Here is a 23,950-nt window from a genome sequence, read left to right on the forward strand (position 1 = left end):
GCGTTTTGATCTCTTTCTGAAGCCGGGCTAGTTTCGGCCGCAGCGCATCGCTGCACTTTGCTGTTCCTGCCAATGACCTGTCGCCCGCGATTGCGAGCGGCCGTACGACGCTGTCGTTGCTCGCAACGCAGCAATGGCAATGCCATGAATTTCGCCGAAGGAGAGCCAACACGATGGGACACGAATTCACCGCCAAGCGCTACGCGCTTGACGACGATCAAGGGGATCAACACAAGAACAGAACTGCCGACAAGACCGGTGCCGGCACGCGTCGCCGTCGATCTGCACCGGACACCATGACAGGCGTCCTGAACCTCGAGCCTGCCTGCACGAAGTCCCCGCTGACCGTGCACGTCCGGACGTCGCTCGACCTGAGCATGCACGCCCTCCAGTTCCGCCGCGCCCTGCGTCATGCCGCAAGACGGGCCAGCACACAAAAATCACAACCGCCGAGCAAGATCCCGCTTCTCGTGACCCGAGCCCTGCTGTATGCGCTGTGGCTCCCGCAATCGGGAACCCGCAGTGCGCCGCTGGCTTTGGAGCGATCCAGGAAGGCCTCGATCCGCGGCAGCCTCCAGCCGTTCCTGTGCGAGCTGCGGGACGCGCGCTGCACCACCAACGCATCCCTGCTTCGTCGCAACGCACGCCTGGAGAGGATTGCTGCAATCGCCGGCGTGGACGAGGACGATCTCGTCGCGGGCATCCAGGCCTTCATGGCCGTGCTTCGGCCGCTGCCGCACGAAGCTCCGGATCGCGCACCTGTTGAGGCGCGTCGGATGATTCGCGTCCCGAACCCCTTTCGCAGCACCGATCCGCCTCTGCAGCTTGCCCAGGCCGGAAGCCGAGCGTTTTTCGGGTTGCCGGATGCTCTCCATCCGACGCAACTCACCAATGTGCTGGCCATTGGCGGAACAGGCGCCGGCAAAACGGCTTCTGCGCTTGTTCCGGTCTTAGATGCGCTGCTGCGCTACCGGCTTCACAACGGCAAGGCTGCGTCTTTGCTAGTGGTCGACCCGAAGAACGAACTTTCGGGGCGCGTCCACGCCACCTTGCGGGAACTGGGCGAACTCGATCGCCTAGTCGTCATCGACGGCGGTGCACCGCCCATCGAATTCTTCCCGGCGAACTCGCCCCTCACGCCAAGTGAGCGGCTGGCCAAGCTGGAGGTCTTCCTGCCAGCGCGCAATGACGCAAGCGACAACGCCTACTGGCGCGGCTTGGGCATGGCCCTTCTTCGCGACCTCGTCCAGCTCGACGACGCCTTTGCGCGCTTGAGCGCCAGGCAAGGCATGCGGATGCGCATCTTCCACGAAATCGCCCTTGAGCTCGGCTGCGCGACCGGCCCCGCCTCCTTCTGGTCGGATGTGCGCAACGTCATGGCCAACGCACGCCTGAGCGGCCGACACCTGGTGAAGGTCAACCGACTGATCGCGAAGCACTGCAAAAGCGTGGGACTGGATCTCGGAGCGATCGCCCGCGCCCTAGAGGCCTACACCGCCGATCGCGATCTGATCGAGCAATTCAACTACGTGCTCATGAGCGCCTGCGATACGCTGGGCGCACTCATGGCCGACCCGGAAACGATGGCACTGGTTGACTTCGATGTGCGGCCCACGAACGAGCAGCCAAGGACCAACGTCCTTCGACTGGTCGAAGAAGGAAAGGTCATTCTTTTTTCGCCCGAGATGCGCGCGGGCCATCGCCTCGCTGCACAGGCCCTGAAGACAAAGTTCTTCGAGGCGGTCTTTGCACGAACAGACCAGGAGCGCCCTATCGGTATCGTCGTGGACGAAGCACAGCGCTTCGTCACGAGCGACCCCGAATCGGGCGAACAGTCTTTTCTGGACCGTTGCCGCGCATTCCGCTGCATCACGCTGCTTGCCACGCAGTCGCTGGCAAGCCTGCGCTATGAGCTAGGGAGTCTTTCGTCGGGGCAGGCAGCGCTGGAGATCATCCAAAGTAATTCGCCATCCAAGTTCTTCTTTCGGTCCACGGACGACCAGACAGTGAACTGGCTTCGCAACCAACTCCCTCCTCCCGGCAATGGTGGCGCGCACATCGTGGACGTGCGCCGTCCCGCGCAACTGCGCCCTGGCGAGGCGTACTACCTCCTTGCCGACGGCCAGTGGGGGCGCGGCCAAGCCGATCTCCAGGGACTCGCCTGCGTCGAACCAACCACCGAGAACAGGTAAGCATGAGCATCAGCATTCATCCCTCGACCCACACCGGCGCGCTGCTGCTCAGCGGCGAAATTACCGAGGACATGGCGCTGCATTTCGGATCCGGTCTCGATCTGCTGTTTGACTACTACCAGTACAACCGCATCACAATCGAGATCAACAGCCCCGGCGGCCAGGTCACGGCACTGGAGCACATGCTGGCCAGGCTCGAGCGCTGGCGAGGGCTCGGGCGAGAGGTCGGCACCAAGGCTTGCTTCAGGGCAGGCAGCGCCGCTGCGATGTTGCTCGCCATGGGCGACATCGGCGGCCGCTCGGCATCGAGTTCTACGACCCTGCTTTTTCATCCGGCGCGGGTAGAGGGTGCCAACGCCATGTTCACCGCCAGCGCCGCAACGAGCCTGGGTGCCTTGCTCCATGGCAAGGATCTGTTCCATCTCGATCGCCTCGTCGGGCACCAGGTCCGTGGCTTCGGCGGATGGCACGCTCTGGCGGCAGAAGGTGCAGCGCGTTGCGGACACCTGATCAAGCGATCTGGAAGACGGACTTCAAAATCGGCCGGGCAGCCACCAATCACCTCGCTCGGCTCGCTGTCGCTCGCCACGACGGTGAGGTCATTCGCGCAGTGCATCGAACGTCGGTCGATCGAGCCATATCGGCGGATGCTGTCGCGTCGCTTCTCCGAGGACCGCGGGATGAGTGCGGCCGAGGCGTGGGCGTTGTGTCTCCTCGACAGCGTTCTGGATCGACCGGACTTGCAGCCGGCCTCAGAACCCCTATCGAGCGCGCCTGACGATCCGGCCGTTTCGCACCCGCGCCCGGTCATGTAGTCGCAGGGATTGGCAGCCCTCGCAAAGGACTCAACACCCGTCAGGCAACCGTGCGTCCAATTTTTGTTGGCGAGCGAGCGACAGATGGTGTTGTCCGAAGCCGCCCGATGCGCGCGCAATTGGGTGCCCTTGCCCAGTTTATGGACTGCAAAAACATCCCCCTATGCCCATGTTACTGAAAGGATTTCCTGAAATACGCCCGTTCCGTCGTCACCGTCGCGAGGTGTTGTTGTCAGCGCTCCATGCATGGGGAAAGGCCACTGACGAATCGCAGCAAACGGCGCTCATCAAAGCGCACGTATTTCTTCTCGAAATTTGGCACAAGCAACGACAACTGGAACAATTTTGGCCACCGAGAAAGGCAAGAAAAGTGAAGAAAACCGAACTGTATGTGGCACTGGATTTCGACGGTGTCCTGCATAGCACCGAGCTTGGGCCACTCAAGCAACATTGCGCGGACTATGCGGCCGGACGCATCAATGCCGAGCAATTTTTGGAAACTGTGAACAGGGAAAGGAGGGCGCGCTACGGGCTGACATCTGATAATGTCGACTTTCTTTTTGATCGCGCCGCGTTCTTTTCCAGTGCGTTCCGTGATCTCGGACGGCTGCAAGTTCGCTTGGTGATCGGCACCTCATGGCGCAATACCATGCAGCCTGAAGCGCTACGCGCACTCCTTCCGCCCATCCTGGATGAGCGCGTCGTCGGGGTCCTTTCCCCTCACGACGAAGAGCATCGCGAGCCGGGAACACGTGCGCGGCTGATGCAAGACTGGATCGCCAAGAACGCCCCCCATGCTCGCTGGCTCGCAGTCGACGACGATGCGGAATTGTGGGAAGGGGCTCATTCGCGACTCGTGCAGACGCGCCGCGGGGGTCTGGACGGACCGACTTGGCGCGTACTGCGCGACATCTGTGAGTCCGTGGCGGCGAACAACGGCCGCTTCAATTGGATGTTCGAGGACCTGTCCGTCGCGTCCGATTGAGGACAGTCTCGCGCATCAACGCTCGCATTTTCGAGAACGAAATGTTCCGATGACATGCTGCGTTCTCGGCCATTTCGATGCCGAATCTCTTCACGAAAGCGCGGCTTCCATCCTCGGCCAGGGCAGCTGCACATTTGCGAAAGCGAAATTTTCGATGTCGTAACGCCTTCGCGAACACGGTGTTTCGGCGTCGAAAATACTTTCGCGCTGCGTCAATCCGGAGGCGGAAATCTTTCGCTTTCGAAGTCTTTCGGCATCGGTGATCCGATCACGAGAAGGATGCCCAACGAAACGAGTGACGCAGTCTCTTCGTGATCGAAAATGCTTCGGTACCCGCGTCCAAGCGAGTTAGCCCCCAATCTCTCGCACCCAGAGTTGATAAGTGACAAGGGCCACTCTTTGCGGTCCAACAGCGCCGTTAGCGCCAGATTTTTGCTGGCCGCGAGGCGATCTCACGGAATTGTGTCGAATTTTTCTGGAAGGATATTTGAATCTCCATTTCGGGAATATTAAATGTCCCCCTCTGCTACGCCAACGGGAACCTCGACGCGATACCAGGATGTTTACGACCGGCTCGACGCTTTCGCCATCAGCGCTGACCTGCACGGCAGCCCAGATGAATCCCCCTACGGACGCGTGGTCGACGCCCTTCTCGCCGAGCGAATCGAGTGGACGCCTGCCACGGAACGCTCAAAAAAGACGGCAGTGCTTCATGTTCTGGACGCCGCAATTCTCCAAGGCATCATTCCCGCCTACTATGCGAAGCGCAGGCTGCTTGGGATGCTTGTGCCGCACGTGGATGAATTGGGTCACTTCTGCTCGCATGAAGAGAAGGACGCAGCCATTGCGCGAGAGCTCAAGTTCCAACGACAACGGACCATGCAGTTGGAGGAACGCGCCCAACGCACCCCTCGTGCGCAAGCGGCGCGCCATCTCGTGCTGTGCCAAGCGCTCGAAGGATCGCGCAGCAAGTGGGCGGCCGATACGCTTCGCTGGTACCAGGCAGCCTCGCTGACCGGCATTGCGCCCAGGCGCTGGAGGGGCGCAACGTGGGTAAATTGTGGGCGCGGGCGCTTTGGGCTGTGTCTGAGCGACAGGGCAAGCGCTGATCGGATTGGCGCCTTCGTGGCACTTAATGAACTGACAACGGACCAGCTTTCGATCATCCGCGCTCATGTGGAAACGGTCGACGCGAAGGTTCGGGCCGGTGAGTTTGACGCGTGGTACGACGCGTGCCGCACGCTTCTCCGCATGGAAGCGTCCGGTCACTGGATGGGACAGGAGAATCTTCCCACGCTGCATCCAGTGCGGCATCTTTTCGCAGAAGTGGACGGCTAAACGATCGGAGGCGCGTGCGATCCAATGAATCGGGCGTCGAACTCGCTTCATCGCGCGTGCGATCGTGGCAAGGTCAGAGATCGCCATGACCGCTACCCCGTTCCCACTCTGAATGGACTTGACCGTGCGATCCCTTGAAACTCATCAGGGGTCAGGCTGCAACCAAGAATTTCAAGGAGGGTCATGCGGGCAAGAAGTCCCCGAGGGGCAAAGTCATCATCCCGGTCGAGCGAGCGATGCCTTACGTAATGGAAACGGAAGCGCGATGGGGATCAATCGCAGGAATACTGCGGGCAGGACCATCACGCCATCATGTCGCCATGTCGCCATGTCGCCGCCAAGTGTGGCGAGGTAGCGCATGTCACGACCAGTGTTTTGACGCCGTGCCTGAAAGATGCGCGACTGATTCGCAGAAGACGAACGCAATCGGCTGAAGGGTGCACTTTGCATCTGCTCATTGGCATCCATGCCTGCTCAGGATGATTGCGCTTAGGCCGAGCCGATTGCGGCAGGACTTCCGCAAGCATCTGACCGTTCAAGCCTTGGATTCCGAGAGCCGACCAACACGAAGGTCTCGGAGGCAAATCCGCTATGCCTCAAACCGAAGGCGGGCACCCGCCCCCTCCTCACGTTATTCCATACCGATTGCTGAAAACCGTTGGGAGTGCACTCGCGGGGAGGGGAGGCGAACTCGTTGGGTGTTATGGACCATATGTAATGAATCCGCAGAATGTAATGCGCCCGCACTGCGGAAAAATTACAGCGCGTTAGTCGCGCACGTTGGACGGCAACGCCGTCTTCGATGTCTATGGCTGGGCTTTGCGGTCCAACGACGTGTGCGATCCCTGCGTGACGCGCCTTGATGCGCACAAACTCGCGCGAGGCCGCCTTCTGCACGATTGAATCTGGTAACGCGCACTCCACCTATTGCGTTGTCTATATCGCAATCGTAGGAGGGCGTGAGTTGAAAGTGGATTCAATCAGAACGGCGCACGGCAAGCGTCACGGTGTTGTTGGCATGGGTTCACCCCATTGGACGTTGTCGCTCGTTTCCAAGTTGGCGCGGGGGAACCCCGCATGACTTCGTCAAAGAAAGTATTGGCGCCGTCGCCTGGTTCTGCAAAGGGTCTGAAGAAAGCGGCGGCTCACTGCAAGCGTCTTGCGTCGGGTCTTCGACAGGTGATGGCCCCAGGCACCTCGAACATGGATGACGAAGAGCGGCAGGCACTGCTTCGCGCAGCGCAGATTCTCACGAACCTGTCCGAGCATTTGGAGGAGGGCACACGACGCGCGCGAGCCCACGAGGCCAACGTGGCGCGCCGTGAGAAAGATATTCGACTCGCCATGATCCACGGCGATTTTGGGGATCTGCGCACGGTTGAAGACCGCGTCGCGTTCATCAGTCACTGCTCGTGGACTGGCGGCGCACGGGCCAGAGTCGGGGTCGGCATCGGAGAAGAGCCGAGGTGGGCAATGAAGCGCTTGGAGTACGAGTTCGAGCGCGCGTTGACCTGGCATGCGCAGGATCTGGCCGGCGGGGGTGCTTCCGTCTCGGAAACGGTGGCGCAGGCCTGGAAGGATTTCCTCGAGAAGGCCGCTGGCCTCAAGCGGCGCAACGCCTCGGTGATCGACGTGCTCGAAAAACTTGAAGCGATCGCGTAGTTCGGAGCGCTGCTCGCCTGAGGGTCCAGGACTTTGCACATCTGCGGCGTCCGAAATCTCGGGCCACGACGTCACTTTCGATGAAAACCGTGCGCCTCTAGGGTTACACTTTGGGGTGACGCTTTTGGCATCTCCCTGGCCTCAATCGCGTCGCCCTAAGTTGTTGATCTACAAGGCTTGGGGGCCCCGAATTCGACATTCTGGTGTCGGCTCCGTGAAGAGCCACCACTCAAGAGAAGCCCGCTATCAATTTGGTAGCGGGCTTTTTGCTTTGGGCGCGCCCTGCGACAGGTCTCGCATGACAGGCAACGCCCCTGTGACTTCCACTGCCCCGGAACTTGCGGATCACGCCACCCAACACCACGCCTTGGTACTTTTAACGTAAGCAAAAGTCACAAAAACCTTTAAACTGTGCATGCAAGGGGGCGCGTCGCCCGCATGCCACGGGAGTCCAGGACGCCCGGCATCCCGGCATCGTGATGGTCATCCGGTCCACCTGGACCGCAGTCAGTCGGTGTTTCAGAAGAACAACCATGAAGTATTTGCTTTGGGCCATCGCGCTGGCATGCGCGGGCTCGGCGTCCGCCCAGGAGCGGATCTGGCGGTGTGGCAACGAATTCATCAACGACCCGCATATCGCGCGGCAGAAGGGATGCAAGGACACGGGACTGGGCAAGCCTGCACTGAAGACTGCCGCGGTGACCGTGCCGGTCGATGACGACGGCCACTTTCGGATGCGGGGCACGGTCAACGGCCAGCCGGCAGTCTTCCTCGTCGACACCGGCGCCACCTTTGTCGGCATCTCGGACGACCTGGCCCGCCGCGCCAACCTCCATGGCGGCGCACCTGTGCAGTTTCACACCGCCAACGGCGTCCGGGCCAGCCGCGTCGTCGAAGGTGTCAACGTGACGGCGGGGTCCCTCGCCGTCCCCAACGGCGTCAAGGTGGCCGTCGGCACGATCGGCCTGGGGAACGACGTCCTGCTCGGACAAAGCTTCCTGTCGCACTTCGAGATCACGATGAACGGCAAGCAGATGGTGATTCGAAACAGGACAGAGTAACCCCACAGAGCCGCTAGGGAGGCGACGACGAACAGCATCAAGTTAGGGCGCCGTCACCGCCCCGCCGGCGCCAACGGACTGTGCGTCATGCCTCAAGCAAGCAAGGCTGCATCGGGCTCAGCGTTGCTCAGATCCCGCGCCAACGCCCTTCTTGCCTTGAATTCCCAAACCTTGCCCTCCAAACGGCGCTCGCTGCGAGAGATCATGTCGACGTACTGTTGATTTGAAATACCCCACAGCGATGAATCGGCGTCAACCCGATGCCCCGCCGCAAAAGGCAAGGTCGTGACAACACGGAGAGACGCCGTGCGTTCCAGATAGCGGTCAATGGTGTTCGTCACGACATCATTGTTCTCCACCCGCCAATTGCTCAGCAGCTCCAGCGCATGGCGTGAATAGATGTTGTAGACGCCGCTGGTCATCTTGTCGATGACAACGATCGTCAATCCATCTTCTTCGACCAGATCCAGGATCTTGACGTCGTTATGCAAATCCGCAATGAGCCCCGCAAAAATATCCCACTGCCCTTCCCTTGAGTCCAGGAACTTCAGCACCCGGCTCATCTTCTGATCGAACAGTGGCGGAAATTCGACGTCGTCCTCGCAAATAACGAGATTATTCACGTCATTCTGCAATGCATTCCTGGCCAGGTACTGATAGCTCAGTGCACACCCGACCCAACCTGGGGTAGCACGTATTCCGTCAAATATCGAAAATCCCGACGGTCGGATCTTCTGAAAGGCAGCACGCCGCTCCGGCGTTTCAGGAAGACTGAGCGCAATCTTCGACCCCAACTGGGCAGGCGGCCTAGCGACCCGATCGAAGGTCTTGCCGTTGATGACTTGCAGGGCGCGCAGCGCACGGAACAGCATGAAGTCAAAACGGGCTGCACTCTCTTGAACCGCACGGTCCATGGCGCGCTGCCTGCACGCACCATCGTCACGAAGCTCCCGCCCAATCGCCTCCAGAACGGCATCAACGTCGCCGACCGGCACGAAAGAAACGGCTGCGCTCAGCAGATCGTGCTCCCGCTGATCCGAGCCCACTTCCGATACGACGCGAGCGCCCAGTGAAAGACACTCGTAGATTCGCGTGGTCTCCAGAAGGGCATTCTCATAGTAGTGCAGGTTGACGACGACGCGGGCCCTCCTGATCTCCTTTTCAAGCGCCTCGCCGAACAAATTGCTGATGATGCGAACACTGAATTTCTTCCCGATTTTATCCAGCATTCGCTTTCTGCGCTCGTTGTGAATGTCTCCGTAGAAAAGTACATCGACATCCTCGGTGTTCTCACCTTGACCATGGGCTTCGGGGCTTGCTGGTGCATAGCCGGGAATGCCGCCAATGGGCATGAGAAACATGCAAGGGTAGGAAATTTCGTTCTTCTGGAGGAACGAAAGATTATCGATGGAATAATCGAACACCCCCAATGAATTTTTCAATGCATCGAGATAAGCAGGCGTGAACCATCTCGAACTGACTGACTGCTCCATCTGAAAACAGATTCTTTTATCGCCCGGAGGCAGCCGATCAAACACCTGCGGGCAAAAAACAACGTAGAGGTCCTTGTCAAAGTTCCCGGGCATTTCACTGGAAATTTCAGCCTGGATATTGACCCTGGCGAGCGCGCGGCGGACGGACTCGGCGACAAACAGCGTATGCGGCGGGGTGACGATCTCAACGACGCGTGTCGACAGCAGCTTTCCGCTTGCGACAATCTGCTGCCGGCCTTCCGCGGTGAGCAGCGTTGCATCCGCCCCGACTTGCCCGTCTTCCGGCCCTTCCGCGCCGATGAGCGTTGCGAACCGCTGCCGAATCAAGTCCCACCGCCCGGCGAGCACGAGTTTCAGCAGATTGCCCCCGCGCTTCGCAGCAGTCCCGGTCATTCGATAACCCGAGGTGATACGCCAGCTTCTCGACGATTTGATTTCGGCAATCGTCCCCAGCAGGTCGGCTCTCTCCTGTTCGAGTTCTTCGACCCGTGCATCGAGCGACACGCTCGGCAGGAGCTCTTCGATTTTTTTGGATCGATCGACAGCCTGAACGAGAAGCTGCCTCATTTCGCGAGCGACGGCATCGGCCTTCAAGACATTCTTCTGGAGCACCGCTGCACTGTTTTTCAGTTGAATGATCAAGTCGTCGCGCTGCGCAATGGCCTCGGCCGTGCTTGACTCGAGGCCTTGCAACTGGCCGCGAAGTTCGTCGACTTCCGCACGGGCCTCCCATCGATGCCCGACGGTCTGGAAGAACTGACGCGCCAGGACCCAACGGTCGTTGTGTGATGCGCCAGTGGACAGTTGCATGAGTTCGGGCGCTGGCTCCGATCCGGTGAGCAACACGCCAAGTCCGCATCCGTGATTGAAATGGAATGACGGGTATTTGGCAGACATTTCTCCCCACAGTTGGCGAAGACCCGAATCACCCTCCGTGTGATGGAACAAGACGATTGCACGGGGGGAAAGTTTTGGGAGCCACTTCCGGAAGATTTCGCGAGCGGCGTCGTCGCTCCGCCGTCCCGCGATGTGGAGCAGGTCGATGCTTCCGTCGGCGAATCTCTGGAGAGCCCCCTCTTGGTTCACGCGCAGCAGTTCAGAGAATCCACCGTATGCAGGGTCGTGTGCCTGCTTCAGCGATTTGAATTGAATGGAATCGCTGGAAGCGTTCTCGCCAGCCCAATCGCCGATTGCAAAAGCTCGCGAGCGCAGATTGTGTTGCTGGATGGCCTGGCAAAAACCCAGATAGGAGTTGCCCTCCGTCGTGCCAATTTCAACGAGATTTGCAGGCTTGAGCACCGGCATCAACCAGAGCGCAAACGGGATATGGCCGGCCCACGAAGTCGGCAGGAACAGATGACGAGGTTCGGCGAGCGCCGCGGATACGAATTGCATTTCTTTTACACAGACAAGACAACCAGGAGCAGGTCGTACGGATGGAACCGGCGATTTGCGGTTCGGCGGAAATTGCGCATGCGCAGGACACTGGTTTCAAACCCGGAGGTCCAGGTCGGTCGCTGCCTGGGCGGACTGGTGTTCGTGGATTGCGGGGCAGTCCTCGCTCAGCACCAGTCCTTTCGGGATGGCATGCCCGGTACTGCGCCGGATTTCTTTCGCCAAAGCAGCGCGCTTGACCTCCAGCAAGCGCATCGCAATGCGCTTGTGCGCCAAAGCCCGGGAGGCCACGTGTGCTTCGACCCGTTTCTGGCGAACGCCCTCGTCGGCCGGCGTGCGGTACAGCGAGCTTGTCTTCGGCACGAAGACAAAGGTGTTCTGGCAGGCATAGAGGTTCCACAACACCCAGTCTTCCAATGCATCCAGGTCGCATTCGAAGCCGCCGCGTTCCAGGAACAGCCTGCGCTCGAACAGCACCGACTGGATCGTGATGTAGTTGTGGTTGCGGAGGGCGCCGCCATCGAAGGGCCGGCTTTGCCCCTCTGGCAAGGCATACGCGGCCTCGCGGTACGACTCCTGCGGCGCCGTCGGGTAGGCGGTCCGAACCTCGAACGCAGGAGAATAAGCGGCCACGGCATCCGTTCTCTCGCGCAAGGCTTGCGCGAGCACCTCGACATGGTCCGCGTACAGCAGGTCATCGTCGTCCAGAAACACACACCAGCGGCCCTGCGCCGCAGAGAGCCCCGAATTGCCCGCCGCTGAACGTCCGGCCTTTTCGATGGCGACATGACGGATCTTGCGCCCGGTCACTCTTGCCATTTCATCGACGATGGACTTCAGCGACGCAGAACCATCCTCGACGACCACATGCTCGATCCACGGATAGGTCTGATGCGCCACTGACAGGATCGCCTGCCGCAGGAACTGATCGCGTCCGCGGTAGGTGCGCGTGATGACACTCACCAGCGGACCATCGCCTGGCAGCGCCTTGCATTCGAAGTAGGCACCTTCGCGCACAAGTTCGTAGTCCCATCCCCGAAACGGGAATGCGTGCTCGCTGGCCGAGCGCCTCGACAGCAGCGCGGGCGCCTTGGCCATCAGGCGCAGGACGTTCCTGAACGCGGCTCGACGCGACCCGGCAATCGGTTCAGCCATCAGCAGAAGAGCGAGGGCCATCCACGGCACGCCCCGCACGTTGCGCGCGTTTCCGTATTTCAGGCGAAGGTACAGGCTGGCGAAGGTGCTGCCGGTGAACTGCAACGGCTTGACCTGCCCGGCCGATTCGTAGCAGTGGTGCAGGACCACCGCCGCCGGGCAGTAGCGGAGCAAACCGCCGCGCTGGCGCAAGCGACAGGACAACTCCACGTCCTCGCCGTACATGAACAGTTGGGGGTCGTAGCCGCCCACGGCCTCGAACGCCATGCGACGCAGCAGGACGCAGGCATGGCTGTTCCAACTGGTCGTTCCGGTCACCGGGTCGTAGACCTTGGGATGCTCGTACGGCTTCTGCCGGAATTCCCAGGCAACCGCCCGCGCAACATCGGCCACCGCCATCCGGACAATGCGCGACAGCGCGTCCGGCACAAACTCGAGATCGATGTTCGTGACCAGACAGAACTCGGCACTGCCGCCAGCCAGACCCGCGTTGTGCCCCGCCCCGAAGCCCAGGTTGGGCCGTTCGATCAACTCGGCCGTGATGCCCAGTCGCCGCAGGCTCGGCAGCAGGTCCCGCAGCCTGCGCGGCGTTTCATCGGTCGACTGGTTGTCGACGAAGCGCAGGTTGAGACGCTCCTTGGGATAGTCGAGCGCGTTCAGGCTGTCGATGAAGCCGTCGATCCAGCGCTCGCTGTTGAAGGTCACCACGCTCACGTCCACGCGCGGCCACTCTGCCGGCGCACCGGCAGTCATCGGATCGACAAGCACGGGCCCGCGGGTCGCCTTGTTGCGCTCATCGACGATGGCGTCGGACACGGCCTGATTGGCAATGGCGTCGGCCCTTGTGCTGGCAATGCGGAGCACCACGGCGCGCACGCGATGGACGAGCCCCCGGGCCAGCCCCGGTACCCTGGCCCGCCATCCCTTCACACGTTGCGCAGCATCGCGAAAGCGGCCACCTGCCAACAACCCGGCGAAGCGCACGGGCGCGGTGAGCCGCCAGGAACTGCTTCGCCTCAATGCGGCGACCTGTGCCGCCTGGGCATCACGCTCATCGGTGAGTCGGCGCACCTCGGCGTCGCTGGCCGCCAGACGTTCGTCCAGCAGCGCCGCCCGAGTGATCAGCGCATCGAGGTCTGCTGGCTTGGAGAGTTCAACGTGCGGACCACGGGTGCGGATCGCAGCCTGCTCCGCCAGGCGCTGGCTCACCACCGCGAGTGCTTCTTGCGCTTGCGCGCGTTCGTCGCCGGCTGCGTCTTGCGCCGGCTCCCGCAGCGGCTCAGGCATTTGCGATTCCCGGACACGGCCAGCCCCAACGCGCGGGCACGATCAGCGCTGCCCTGTCGAGCAATTTCATTGTTCTCTCCCTGACTCGATGACAGAAACCTTGGGTACAACGGAAAAAAGCTATGGATCTATGGCAATTCCAGAAAGACGGTCGGCAATGTGATGCCCGCCCCTGGAGCCGGCAATTATCGTTGACAGATGCACCGGAATGGGGAGAAACGCGCGCCGCGCGCAGAAAGGGAATCGATCCCGCACTCCCCCTCGACGGGATGAGCAGGCTGGTGCAAGAAGGCGCCTTCAAAAAGCCGGCCGACGGCCTTGCGCGATTGGCTGGGTGCCCGGATCGACCCGTGACCTGTCAAGCAGTCGTTGCGCTTCGACGCCGCGCCAGCACCGGTATCCGCGCATCGACCGGCATGTGCTCCGCCCATCGGATGACCTCGAGCGTCCCATCCCCATGCTCCGCCAGCGCCGTCAGGCTCTCGACCCAATCGCCGTCGTTGCAATACAGGATGCCGTCGATGTCGCGCATCTCCGCGTGGTGGATGTGCCCACAGACCACGCCCTGCACGCCGCGCTTGCGCGCCTCGCGGGCCACGGCGGTCTCGAAGTCGCCGACATAGCTCACGGCGCGTTTCACCTTCTGCTTGAGGTAGTTCGACAGCGACCAGTACGGCAGGCCCATGCGCGCGCGCAGCGAGTTGAGGTGCCGGTTCAGCTTCAGCGTGAACTCGTAGAGCGAATCACCCACGTGCGCCAGCCACTTGGCACACTGGATCACGCCGTCGAACAGGTCGCCGTGGATGATCCAGAGCTTGCGGCCGTCGGCGGTCTCGTGGATCCATTCCTCGGCCACCTCGATGCCGCCGAAGTTGTGGTTGAGGTACTTGCGCGCGAACTCGTCATGGTTGCCGGGGATGAAGATCACGCGGGTGCCGTTGCGGGCCTTGCGCAACAGTTTCTGCACCACGTCGTTGTGCGTCTGCGGCCAGTACCAGTGGCGCCGCAGTTGCCAGCCGTCGATGATGTCGCCGACCAGGAACAGGGTCTCGCACTCGGTGTGCTTGAGGAAGTCGAGCAGCGCACGGGCCTGGCAGCCGGGCGTGCCGAGGTGCAGGTCGGAGATCCACAGCGTGCGGTAGCGCTGGCGCGGGCGGGTCGGGCTGTCGGTATCGAGCCCTTCGGCTTCGCGCCAGGCGCGCAGGAATGCGTCATCTCTTTGCATGGACGCATAGGTTCACAGGCCGGCATGACGTGGCCGTGGCAATGAGGTGACACCCCCATGACCGTGGGCATTCGGCCACACGACAATGCCGGCCTATGCGACCTGGCCAGATCATTGTTCTTGCGACCCCCGTCTTCTTCCTTCTGATTGCGGTCGAGTTCGCCGTGGGGCGCGTACGTGCGCGGCGCGGCACCGGGCAGGACACCTACCGGCTGGCCGATGCGGTCAACAGCATCGGCCTGGGCATGTTGAGCCAGATCACCACGGTGCTGACCGGGTTGCTGCGCATCGGCATCTACTCGGCCGTCTATTCGGCCGTGGCCTTGTTCGATGCCGACTTCTGGATGCAGTGGTACGGCTGGCTGCTGGCGCTGGTGTTCTACGACTTTTGCTACTACTGGCTGCACCGCATGGGCCACGAGTCGGCCATCCTGTGGGCCGCGCATGTGGTGCACCACCAGAGCCAGCACTACAACCTCTCGACCGCGCTGCGCCAGACGTCGAGCGGCGCCCTGCTCGGCTGGATCTTCTACCTGCCGATGGCGGTGGCGGGCGTGCCGCCGCTGGTGTTCGGCGTGGTGGCGCTGGTCGATCTGCTGTATCAGTTCTGGGTGCATACCGAGCAGGTCGGCAAGTTGGGCTGGTTCGACCGCTGGTTCTGCTCGCCGTCCAACCACCGGGTGCATCACGCGGTCAACGATGGCTATGTGGACCGCAATTACGGCGGCGTGCTGATCGTGTGGGACCGCCTGTTCGGCAGCTTCAAGGAGGAAGGCGAGCCTTGCGTCTACGGGACGCGCAGTCCGTTGCAGAGCTGGGACCCGCTGTGGGCCAATGTCGAGGTGTACTGGTCCCTCGCCAAGGATTCGTGGCATGCGCGCAATTGGGGCGACAAGCTGCGCGTGTGGGCCAAGCCGCCGGGCTGGCGACCGGCGGATGTGGCGGCGCGCTTTCCGAAGGGCGAGTTCGATATTTCGCAGGTGACGCGCTACGAGCCGCCGGTGTCGCGCGGTGTGCTGTGGTTCGCGGGGGTGCAGTTCCTGCTGGTGCTGGGCGGCGTGGCGAGTTTTCTCTGGGTGTCGGACGCCATGCCACTGGAGCTCAGTGCGGTGTGGCTGGCCGCCCTGACCGCCGCGCTGTGGGCAATCGGCGGCGTGCTGCAGGGGCGGTTGAGTGTGCTGGAGGTGCTGTTCGTCGAGGCTGCCGCACTGGCGGCTGCGAGCGGCGCGCTGGAGCTGAGGGAACTGCACCTCGTCTTCAAGCCCCTGGCCTTGCTGCTGTTGATCGGCTTTGCTGTCATGCGCGCCCGACGCGAAGGTGGCAGCGCACGGTTCGGCGGGTGGTTGATCGCCGGCCTCGTGGCTTCGCTGGCCGGCGACTTGCTGCTGATGTGGCCGCAATTCTTCGTGCCCGGCCTGGTGTGCTTCCTGCTCGCGCACCTCGCCTACATCGCACTGTTCCGAATGGGCGTCGGCATGTTTCCGCGGCGAGGTGCGCTCGCGGCGACGCTGGGCGTCGGCGTTGCGATGTATGCGGTGCTGTGGTTCGGGGGATTGCCCGTTGCGCTGCGTGTGCCAGTCGGGCTCTATGTGATCGTCATTGCCTGCATGGCGGCGCAGGCGATCGGGCGGGCGGCGGTGATGGGCGATGCGGCCTCGCGTTGGGTGGCAGTGGGCGCCTGCTTCTTCATGCTCAGCGACGCGCTGCTGGCCATGAACCGCTTCGTCTCGCCGCTGCCACTGGCCTCGCTATGGGTGCTGGCGACCTACTACGCGGCGCAGATGCTGATCGTGCGCCATGCGCAGCCTGTCTCTCAGCAGTCCGCTTGATCGCTGCAACGCTGAATCTCCACCGTCGAATGGCGAATCTCCTCGTGCATCGAGAAGCAGGCCCGCACCTCGTCCGCGCCCAGCGTCGGTGAGTGCGTGACCACGGTCACGGCGCAGGCGTAGGCGCCGCGGCCGACGCGCCAGACATGCAGGTCGGCCACGCGCGTCTCGCTCGCGGCCAGCGTGTGCTCGATGCCTTCGCGGATCTCGTCGACCACAGGATGGTCCATCTCGCGATCGAGCAGCACGCGGCCCGTCTCCATGAGCAGGCCCTTGGCCCAGAGCGCAACCAGCACCGCGCCGACGATGCCCATCAGCGGGTCCAGCCAGGCCCAGCCCCAAAGCCAGCCGCCGATCAGCGCGACGATGGCCAGAACCGAGGTCGCCGCATCGGCCAGCACATGCAGGTAGGCGGACTTGAGGTTCAGGTCCTCGCCGTGCGCATGTCCATGGTTATGCCCGTGTTCGTGGTGATGGTGGTCGCCATGCCCATGGTGATGCGCCGCGCCCAGCAGCCGTGCGCAGACCAGGTTGACGACCAGCCCCAGCACCCCGATCGCGATCGCCTCGCGGTAGTGAATCGCGGCCGGCGACCACAAGCGCTCCACCGAACTGAACAGCATCAGCGCCGCCACGCCCAACAGGAACAGTGCACTCGCGAAGCCGCCCAGCACCTCGATCTTCCAGGTGCCGAAGGCGAAGCGCGGATCGCTCGCATAGCGCCGCGCCGCCGCATAGGCAAAGGCGCTGAGCCCGATCGCCACGGCATGCGAACTCATGTGCCAACCGTCGGCCAGCAGCGCCATCGAGTTGAACCACCAACCCGCGCCGATCTCGATCACCATCGTCGCGGCGGTGATCCACATCACCAGCCGCGTGCCGCGCTCGGCGCGTTCGTTGTCGTCGGTGAAGTGGTGGTCGTGGCGCCAGGGGGCGAGGTCGTGGGAGTGCATCAAGGTCGTCCTCAGGATTCGGTGGATTTCTTCGAGGCTCGCGCCTTCATCCGCTCGCTCACCTTCTTCATTTCCTCGCTGCGCGTCCGGATCCGTGCAGCCAGTTCGGGCGTTGCGTCGCCCTCCCCCTTCCGCACTTCCAACTCCATGACTTCCACCATCAAGGCGCTCAGTTGCTGGAAGTCGGACAACAGGGCGAACCTTGGGTCGGAAGCGGGAAGGCTCAGCGACGCCAACGCGTCTCGCACCGTCCGGATGGCCGGGATATGTCGGTCGCGCAGGGCCGCGATCATGAGCGCGTCCGACATCTGCCCGCCCTGGTTGGCCTTCGCGTCCTTCTGCAATGCCAGGTTGGCTTGCTGCAACGCCCCAACGTTTTTCTGCAGGTTGGCCTGCACCTGGAACCCGCGTCCATGGTCGACGGCAGGCTGCGCCGTCGTCGCAACCAGCCAGCCCATGCCAGTCACCCACAGGCAGGCGGCAAGGATGCCATGTCGCAGCCGCTTCGCCGCAGTCGCCTCATCGTCGAGCCGCTCGACAAGAAGCCATGCCAGGACGCTCCCGGCGATCAACCCACCAACGTGCGCGGCATTGTCGACGCCGGCGCGGGCAAATCCCTGCACGAGCGAATAGACGACGAAGATCGCCTGCGTGCTCAGCAGGCTCTTGCGCGTGCCGGCGGGCAGGCGATGCCCGTGCTGGAGCACGGCCACGATCAGCGCACCTAGCACGCCGAATACCGCGCCGGAGGCGCCCACGGACACGGACTGCTGTGCCGAGAAATGCAGGCTCAGTGCATTGCCGGCCATCGCGCTGCCAAGGTAGATCAGCAGGAATTGCCGATTGCCGTACAGCCGGTTCAACACCAGCCCGGCGCTCCACAAGCCCAGCATGTTGAGCGCCAGGTGCATGACCCCGCCGTGCAGGAAGGCTGCGCTGAGCAGACGCCAGAATTGACCGTCTTGCGTGACGGCCCACGCGGAGTTGGCGCCCCACCTGAACAGGTCTTCGGAGAGCGGTGCGACGGGGCTCATGCCCGTCAACACGTTCGCCACCCACACGCCGACGTTGAGCGCAACCATCAGATAGAGCGCCCACGGCATCGGCGTCATGGCCTTCAGCCGCGCGTCGAACTGCGCCTCGGCGGCATGCGCTTCGATATGTGCTTGCGCGGCCACTGCCGCGTTCGCGCCGCCATGCCGGAGGAACGCTCGCAAGGCAGCCTCGACCGCGGCTCGTCGCTCTGTCGCCGTGAGCGCGCCCAAGGGCAATCGACGCTCCAGCTTGCGGCCGCTCAACCAGCGCGCCGTCGGCTGGGCCGAGGCCGCGCCTGGCAACAGTTGCATCACCAGTTGCGAATTGCCCTGGACCGATTCTTCGCGCAGATCGGCGATCTCGGACCACGGCACGAGGAGATCCTTCAACCAGTACCCGCCGAGGCCCCGCGGTTCAACCCGCAGCACGACGCGTGCGCCCCGCAACTGGCGACCCAGCAGCCATACCACCCATGCGAGAGCGATGGCGCCAACCGACCATCCGTAGGCGCCCGTCGACACGGCAATCCAGCCCAACCCGATGGCGATCAGGCACAGGAACACAAGCAATGCGCCGACGCTGCTGCGCCAGGACGCGCGGAACTCCTCGACGCCTTCGACGACTTGCCGCATTCAGGTCGTGCCGAACATGTCGCCGTCGCGCGATGGCGGCGCCACCCCCAGGTGCCGGTACGCCGCCAACGTCGCGATGCGCCCGCGCGGCGTGCGCTGCAGGTAGCCCTGCTGGATCAGGTAGGGCTCGATCACGTCCTCGATGGTTTCCCGCTCCTCGCCGATGCTGGCCGCCACGTTGTCCAGCCCTACAGGGCCGCCGTCGAAGCGGTGGATCACGGCCTCCAGCAGCTTGCGGTCCATCAGGTCGAAGCCTTGCGGATCGACGTCGAGCATGGCCAGTGCCTTGTGAGCGATTGCTTCGGTGATGCGCCCGTCGCCCTTCACTTCGGCATAGTCGCGCACGCGCCGCAGCAGGCGGTTGGCGATGCGCGGTGTGCCGCGCGAGCGGCGCGCGATCTCGAAGCCGCCGGCCTCGTCCATCGCCACCTTCAGCAGCCCCGCGCTGCGCCGCACGATGTGCGCCAGCTCTTCGGCCGTGTAGAACTCCAGCCGCGCCACGATGCCAAAGCGATCGCGCAGCGGGTTGGTCAGCATGCCGGCGCGGGTGGTGGCGCCAACCAGCGTGAAGGGCTGCAGGTCGAGCTTGATGCTGCGTGCCGCCGGACCCTCGCCGATCATGATGTCGATCTGGTAGTCCTCCAGCGCGGGATAGAGGATTTCCTCGACCACCGGACTCAGCCGATGGATCTCGTCGATGAAGAGCACGTCGTTGCGCTCGAGGTTGGTCAGCAGCGCCGCCAGGTCCTTGGGCTTCTCCAGCACCGGGCCGGAGGTCTGGCGCAGGTTCACGCCCAACTCGGCCGCGATGATGTGGCTCAGCGTGGTCTTGCCCAGGCCGGGCGGGCCGAACAGCAGCACGTGGTCCAGCGCTTCCTCGCGCTTGCGGGCAGCGCCGATGAAGATCTCCAACTGCTCGCGCACCTTGGCCTGGCCGACATACTCCTGCAGCAGCTTGGGCCGCAGTGCCCGCTCGATGGCTTCCTCGTTGGGCGAAGCGGGAGCGGCGGAGACCACGCGTTGCGGGGCCGGGGCGAAGTCATCGGTCTGGATGGTCATAAGTGATAGGCGTGTACGGCAGTTTAGCCAGATGACTCACAGGCAGAATGCCGCTCCAATAAGGGCGAGGATGGGAAAAGTTACGTGTCGATCTATAAGCTGAAGCCGCGTTTTCAGGCCTTGCTGCGGCCGCTGGTGAAGCGACTGCACGCTTCAGGCGCCACGGCCAACCAGGTCACGCTGCTCGCCTGCGCCATCTCCGTGGCGCTGGGGCTCTGGCTCTTCTTCGCGCGGCCCGCCGCAGCCGCCTTCGCGCTGGTGCCGATCTGGATGCTGGTCCGCATGGCCTTCAATGCCATCGATGGCATGCTGGCTCGGGAACACCACCAGCAAAGCCGGCTCGGCGCCTTCCTCAACGAACTGACCGACGTGGTCTCCGACGCGGCGCTGTACCTGCCCTTTGCACTCGTCGCGCCGTTCAGCCCCTTTTGGGTCGGCACGGTGATCGTGCTCGCGGGCCTGAGCGAGTTCGCCGGTGCGCTCGGGCCAACGGTCGGCGCCTCGCGCCGCTACGACGGTCCGCTGGGCAAGAGCGACCGGGCCTTCGCCTTCGGTGCGCTGGGCCTGTACGTGGCGCTTGGCTGGCCCATGCCCCAAGCCGTTTCGTGGCTTATGCCCTTGCTCGCCGCTGGCGTCGCATGGACCATCGTGAACCGCGTCCGCCGTGCGCTGGCCGAGCCCGCCGCACGCCCAGGAAATCCATGAGAATCCCGCCAGCTCGCTCCACAAGAACATGACCACTCCACGCGCTGCCCAGGAGCAGCACTTCGCGACCCACGACGGCGTCTCTCTTTTCTACCGTCGCTGGCCCGCCACCGGAGCCGTGCGCCGCGGCGCCATCGTCCTGTTCCACCGCGGTCATGAACACGGCGCGCGCATGGCGCACCTGGTCGACGAACTCGACCTGCCCGATTTCGACTTCTATGCGTGGGATGCACGCGGCCATGGCAAGTCGCCGGGCCAGCGCGGCTACAGCCCGAGCTTCGCGACCTCGGTGCGCGACGTGCAGACCTTTATCCAACACATCGGCAAGGCCTACGGCGTGCCACCGGAAGACATCCACGTGATCGCGCAGAGCGTGGGCGCCGTGCTCATCGCGACTTGGGCGCACGACTACGCGCCCAAGGTGCGCGGCCTCACGCTCGCCTCGCCGGCCTTCAAGGTCAAGCTGTACGTGCCCTTCGCGCGCGCCGGCCTGGGCCTGATGCACAAGCTGCGCGGCCTGTTCTTCGTCAACAGCTACGTCAAGGCCAAGTTCCTGACGCACGACCCGGAACGCATCGCCAGCTACAACAGCGACCCGCTGATCTCCCGCCCCATCGCGGTGAACATCCTGCTCGGTCTCTACGAAGCGGCCGACCGCATCGTGGCGGATGCCAACGCGATCACGCAGCCCGTGCAACTGTTGATCTCCGGCGCCGACTGGGTCGTGCACCACAAGCCGCAACACGAATTCTTCAAGCGGCTCGGCAGCGCGACCAAGACGAAGATGGAACTGCCCGACTTCTTCCACGACACGCTCGGCGAGAAGGGCCGTGCCCCCGCCGTGGCGGCCATTCGCGCCTTCGTGCTGCAACTGTTCGACCAGCCGCTGATGCGCGTCGACCGACGCGAGGCTCATCTGCGCGGCGATACCGCCGACGAGTCGCGCGCACTGGCCGAACCCCTGTCACCGATGTCCCCACGCGGCGCGTACTGGGCCCTGACGCGTGCCGGCCTGCGCGTGGGCGGCATGCTGTCCAGCGGCGTCGCGCTCGGCCACCAGACCGGCTTCGATTCCGGCAGCACGCTGGACTACGTCTACCGCAACACACCGCAGGGCAAGGGACCGCTCGGCCGCGCCATCGACAAGACCTACCTCCAGTCCATCGGCTGGCGCGGCATCCGCCAGCGCAAGATCCATGTCGAGGAACTGCTGCGCGAAGCCATGGAGCGCCTGGCCGAGAAGCATCGCGACGTGCGCCTCATGGACATCGCCGCCGGCCATGGCCGCTATGTGCTGGACGCGGTGAAGGCAAGCCCGATCAAGGTCACTTCGGTGCTGCTGCGCGACTACAGCGACATCAACGTGCGCGACGGGCGCGCGCTCATCGCCGAGAAGGAGTTGCAGGACATCGCCCAGTTCGTGCAGGCCGATGCATTCGACCGCCTGAGCCTCGCGGGCGTCACGCCGCGCCCTACGCTCGCGGTCGTCTCCGGCCTCTATGAACTCTTCCCCGACAACGAGATGGTCAGCCGCTCGCTGGCCGGCGTCGGCGATGCGGTGGAAGACGGCGGCTACCTCGTCTACACCGGCCAGCCGTGGCATCCGCAACTCGAAATGATCGCGCGGGCGCTTACCAGCCATCGACAGGGCCAGGCCTGGGTCATGCGACGCCGCACGCAGGCGGAGATGGACCAACTCGTCGAGTCCGCGGGCTTCAAGAAGATCACGCAGCGGGTGGACGAGTGGGGCATCTTCACCGTGTCGCTGGCGGCACGGACTGGACGATGATCCGCAGCGCCGGGCGCCCCTGGAAACGCGCCGCGGCGTGGCTCGTGCTGCTCGGGCCGCTGTTCTATGCCACTTACGGCTTCGCCAACTGGTGGGCCACCACGCGCGCCCACGTGCCGAGCGCGGCATTCGAATGGGAACGCGAGATCCCGTTCTGGCCGTGGACGATCTTCCCCTACTGGACCATCAACGTCTTCTATGCGTTGTCGCTCTTCTTCGGGCGAAGCAAGCATGTGGTCGATCGCCATGCGCTGCGCCTGCTGAGCGCCACCGTCATCGCCGTCACCTGCTTCGTGCTGTGGCCGCTGCAATTCAGCTTCGGCCAGCCGCCGGTCGACGGCGCGTCGGCCTTCCTGTTCAATGCGCTGCGCGGATTCGACAAGCCCTTCAACCAGGCGCCTTCCCTGCACATCGCGCTGGCCGTGATCCTGTGGGACTGGTACCAGCGCCTGATTCGCAACGCATGGGCGCGGCTGGTGCTGCACCTGTGGACATTTGCCATTTGCGCCTCGGTGCTGACGACATGGCAGCATCACTTCCTCGACATTCCCACGGGCGCTTTGCTGGGCCTGTTTTGCGTGTGGCTGTGGCCGCTGGAACGCGTGCCCTCGATGCCGCGCGTTTGGGCGCTCGCACGCGATCCGCAACGCTGGAAGCTGGCGGGCTTCTACGCCATCGGCGCCGCGGCCTGCCTGGCATCTGCCCTGATGCTGGGCGGCGGCGCACTGTGGCTAGGCTGGCCGGCAGCTTCGCTGGCGCTGGTGTCACTCAACTACCTCGGCTTCGGCGCACGCGGCTTCCAGATGAACGCCCGTGGACGCATGGCCTGGGCGGCGCGCTGGCTGCTGCTGCCCTACCGCGCCGGCGCGGCGCTCAACGCCATGATCTGGACACGCAGGATGCGGGCGTACTCCGAAGTCCTGCCCGGTCTCTGGCTCGGCCGCATTCCCGATTTCGTGGAATGGCTGGCCGCCGGCAAGCCGCGCCTGGTCAGCCTCAGCGCCGAATTGCAGTTGCCCGCCGGCGCGGGCGCGCACTGCCTGCCGATGCTCGACCTGGTCGTGCCCTCCCCTGAGCATTTGCGGCGCGCCGCGCTGATCATCGAGGCTCAACATCGCGCGGGCGGCACCGTCTGGATCTGCTGCGCACTCGGCTTCTCGCGCAGTGCCGCGTCGCTGGTCGGCTGGATCGCCGCGCATGCGCGAGATGCGAAGGTGGCGCAGGCGCTCGCGGACGCCGAGGAACTGGTGCGGCAGACCCGCCCGCAGATCGTTCTGCGCCCGGCCTGGCGCACCGCGCTGGCGCAAGCCATCAGCGAAAACGATGCACAGGACTCCTGA

General features: G+C 63.6%; 17 protein-coding genes. 10 read left to right on the plus strand and 7 right to left on the minus strand.

Annotated elements, in window-relative coordinates:
* The first annotated feature begins 173 nt into the window (after nucleotides 1-173).
* From WKW79_RS15230 to WKW79_RS15245, 4 genes are all read left to right on the plus strand, one after another.
* A complete protein-coding gene (locus WKW79_RS15230; RefSeq protein WP_340335997.1) occupies nucleotides 174-2,192 on the plus strand; it encodes a DEAD/DEAH box helicase in 2,019 nt (672 codons plus the stop codon).
* 2 nt (nucleotides 2,193-2,194) lie between these two features.
* The gene (locus WKW79_RS15235) at nucleotides 2,195-3,007 is read left to right on the plus strand and encodes an ATP-dependent Clp protease proteolytic subunit (protein WP_340335998.1); all 813 of its coding nucleotides are present in this window, start codon (nucleotides 2,195-2,197) and stop codon (nucleotides 3,005-3,007) included.
* Between the two features lie 163 nt (nucleotides 3,008-3,170).
* Nucleotides 3,171-3,992 carry an HAD domain-containing protein gene (locus WKW79_RS15240; RefSeq protein WP_340335999.1) on the plus strand — a complete coding sequence of 274 codons (822 nt, stop codon included), beginning with the start codon at nucleotides 3,171-3,173 and terminating at the stop codon, nucleotides 3,990-3,992.
* A 513-nt stretch (nucleotides 3,993-4,505) separates the two neighbouring features.
* Nucleotides 4,506-5,330: a hypothetical protein gene (locus tag WKW79_RS15245; RefSeq protein ID WP_340336000.1), complete on the plus strand. Its 825-nt coding sequence runs from the start codon at nucleotides 4,506-4,508 to the stop codon at nucleotides 5,328-5,330.
* A gap of 216 nt (nucleotides 5,331-5,546) precedes the next feature.
* On the opposite strand, the gene WKW79_RS15250 is transcribed toward WKW79_RS15245, so the two are convergent.
* On the minus strand, nucleotides 5,547-5,798 hold the full coding sequence (locus WKW79_RS15250; protein WP_340336001.1) for a hypothetical protein: 252 nt from the start codon (nucleotides 5,796-5,798) through the stop codon (nucleotides 5,547-5,549).
* Between the two features lie 735 nt (nucleotides 5,799-6,533).
* On the opposite strand from WKW79_RS15250, the gene WKW79_RS15255 reads away from it, so the two are divergent.
* Nucleotides 6,534-6,992 carry a hypothetical protein gene (locus WKW79_RS15255; protein ID WP_340336002.1) on the plus strand — a complete coding sequence of 153 codons (459 nt, stop codon included), beginning with the start codon at nucleotides 6,534-6,536 and terminating at the stop codon, nucleotides 6,990-6,992.
* Between the two features lie 533 nt (nucleotides 6,993-7,525).
* Entirely contained in the window at nucleotides 7,526-8,053 is a 528-nt protein-coding gene (locus WKW79_RS15260; RefSeq protein ID WP_340336003.1) for a retropepsin-like aspartic protease family protein, read from the plus strand.
* A 92-nt stretch (nucleotides 8,054-8,145) separates the two neighbouring features.
* Here WKW79_RS15260 and WKW79_RS15265 read toward each other — a convergent pair whose 3' ends face one another.
* The 3 genes from WKW79_RS15265 to WKW79_RS15275 form a co-directional block, all read right to left on the minus strand.
* Nucleotides 8,146-10,941, minus strand: a complete 2,796-nt coding sequence (locus WKW79_RS15265; protein WP_340336004.1) for a class I SAM-dependent methyltransferase — start codon at nucleotides 10,939-10,941, stop codon at nucleotides 8,146-8,148.
* Nucleotides 10,942-11,037: 96 nt separating this feature from the next.
* Nucleotides 11,038-13,383, minus strand: a complete 2,346-nt coding sequence (locus WKW79_RS15270) for a glycosyltransferase family 2 protein (RefSeq protein ID WP_340336005.1) — start codon at nucleotides 13,381-13,383, stop codon at nucleotides 11,038-11,040.
* 358 nt (nucleotides 13,384-13,741) lie between these two features.
* Nucleotides 13,742-14,608: a UDP-2,3-diacylglucosamine diphosphatase gene (locus tag WKW79_RS15275; RefSeq protein ID WP_340336006.1), complete on the minus strand. Its 867-nt coding sequence runs from the start codon at nucleotides 14,606-14,608 to the stop codon at nucleotides 13,742-13,744.
* 95 nt (nucleotides 14,609-14,703) lie between these two features.
* Between WKW79_RS15275 and WKW79_RS15280 the strand changes: the two genes are divergently transcribed.
* Nucleotides 14,704-16,437: a lysoplasmalogenase family protein gene (locus tag WKW79_RS15280; protein WP_340336007.1), complete on the plus strand. Its 1,734-nt coding sequence runs from the start codon at nucleotides 14,704-14,706 to the stop codon at nucleotides 16,435-16,437.
* On the opposite strand, the gene dmeF is transcribed toward WKW79_RS15280, so the two are convergent.
* The 3 genes from dmeF to ruvB are packed head-to-tail and all read right to left on the minus strand — an operon-like array spanning nucleotide 16,422 to nucleotide 20,116.
* Entirely contained in the window at nucleotides 16,422-17,390 is a 969-nt protein-coding gene (gene dmeF, locus WKW79_RS15285) for a CDF family Co(II)/Ni(II) efflux transporter DmeF (RefSeq protein WP_340336008.1), read from the minus strand. The two genes, WKW79_RS15280 and dmeF, sit on opposite strands and share 16 nt — an antisense overlap.
* Before the next feature lie 11 nt (nucleotides 17,391-17,401).
* Entirely contained in the window at nucleotides 17,402-19,057 is a 1,656-nt protein-coding gene (locus WKW79_RS15290; RefSeq protein WP_340336009.1) for a rhomboid family intramembrane serine protease, read from the minus strand.
* Entirely contained in the window at nucleotides 19,058-20,116 is a 1,059-nt protein-coding gene (ruvB, locus tag WKW79_RS15295; protein ID WP_340336010.1) for a Holliday junction branch migration DNA helicase RuvB, read from the minus strand.
* Between the two features lie 84 nt (nucleotides 20,117-20,200).
* Between ruvB and WKW79_RS15300 the strand changes: the two genes are divergently transcribed.
* The 3 genes from WKW79_RS15300 to WKW79_RS15310 are packed head-to-tail and all read left to right on the plus strand — an operon-like array spanning nucleotide 20,201 to nucleotide 23,950.
* The gene (locus WKW79_RS15300) at nucleotides 20,201-20,821 is read left to right on the plus strand and encodes a CDP-alcohol phosphatidyltransferase family protein (protein ID WP_340336011.1); all 621 of its coding nucleotides are present in this window, start codon (nucleotides 20,201-20,203) and stop codon (nucleotides 20,819-20,821) included.
* A 28-nt stretch (nucleotides 20,822-20,849) separates the two neighbouring features.
* A complete protein-coding gene (locus WKW79_RS15305; RefSeq protein ID WP_340336012.1) occupies nucleotides 20,850-22,610 on the plus strand; it encodes a bifunctional alpha/beta hydrolase/class I SAM-dependent methyltransferase in 1,761 nt (586 codons plus the stop codon).
* Nucleotides 22,607-23,950, plus strand: coding sequence for a phosphatase PAP2/dual specificity phosphatase family protein (locus WKW79_RS15310; protein WP_340336013.1), 1,344 nt, complete (start codon nucleotides 22,607-22,609; stop codon nucleotides 23,948-23,950). The genes WKW79_RS15305 and WKW79_RS15310 overlap by 4 nt, the downstream gene beginning before the upstream one ends.

It is taken from the genome of Variovorax robiniae (assembly GCF_037889955.1).
In the GTDB taxonomy this organism is placed as follows: Bacteria; Pseudomonadota; Gammaproteobacteria; order Burkholderiales; family Burkholderiaceae_C; genus Variovorax; species Variovorax robiniae.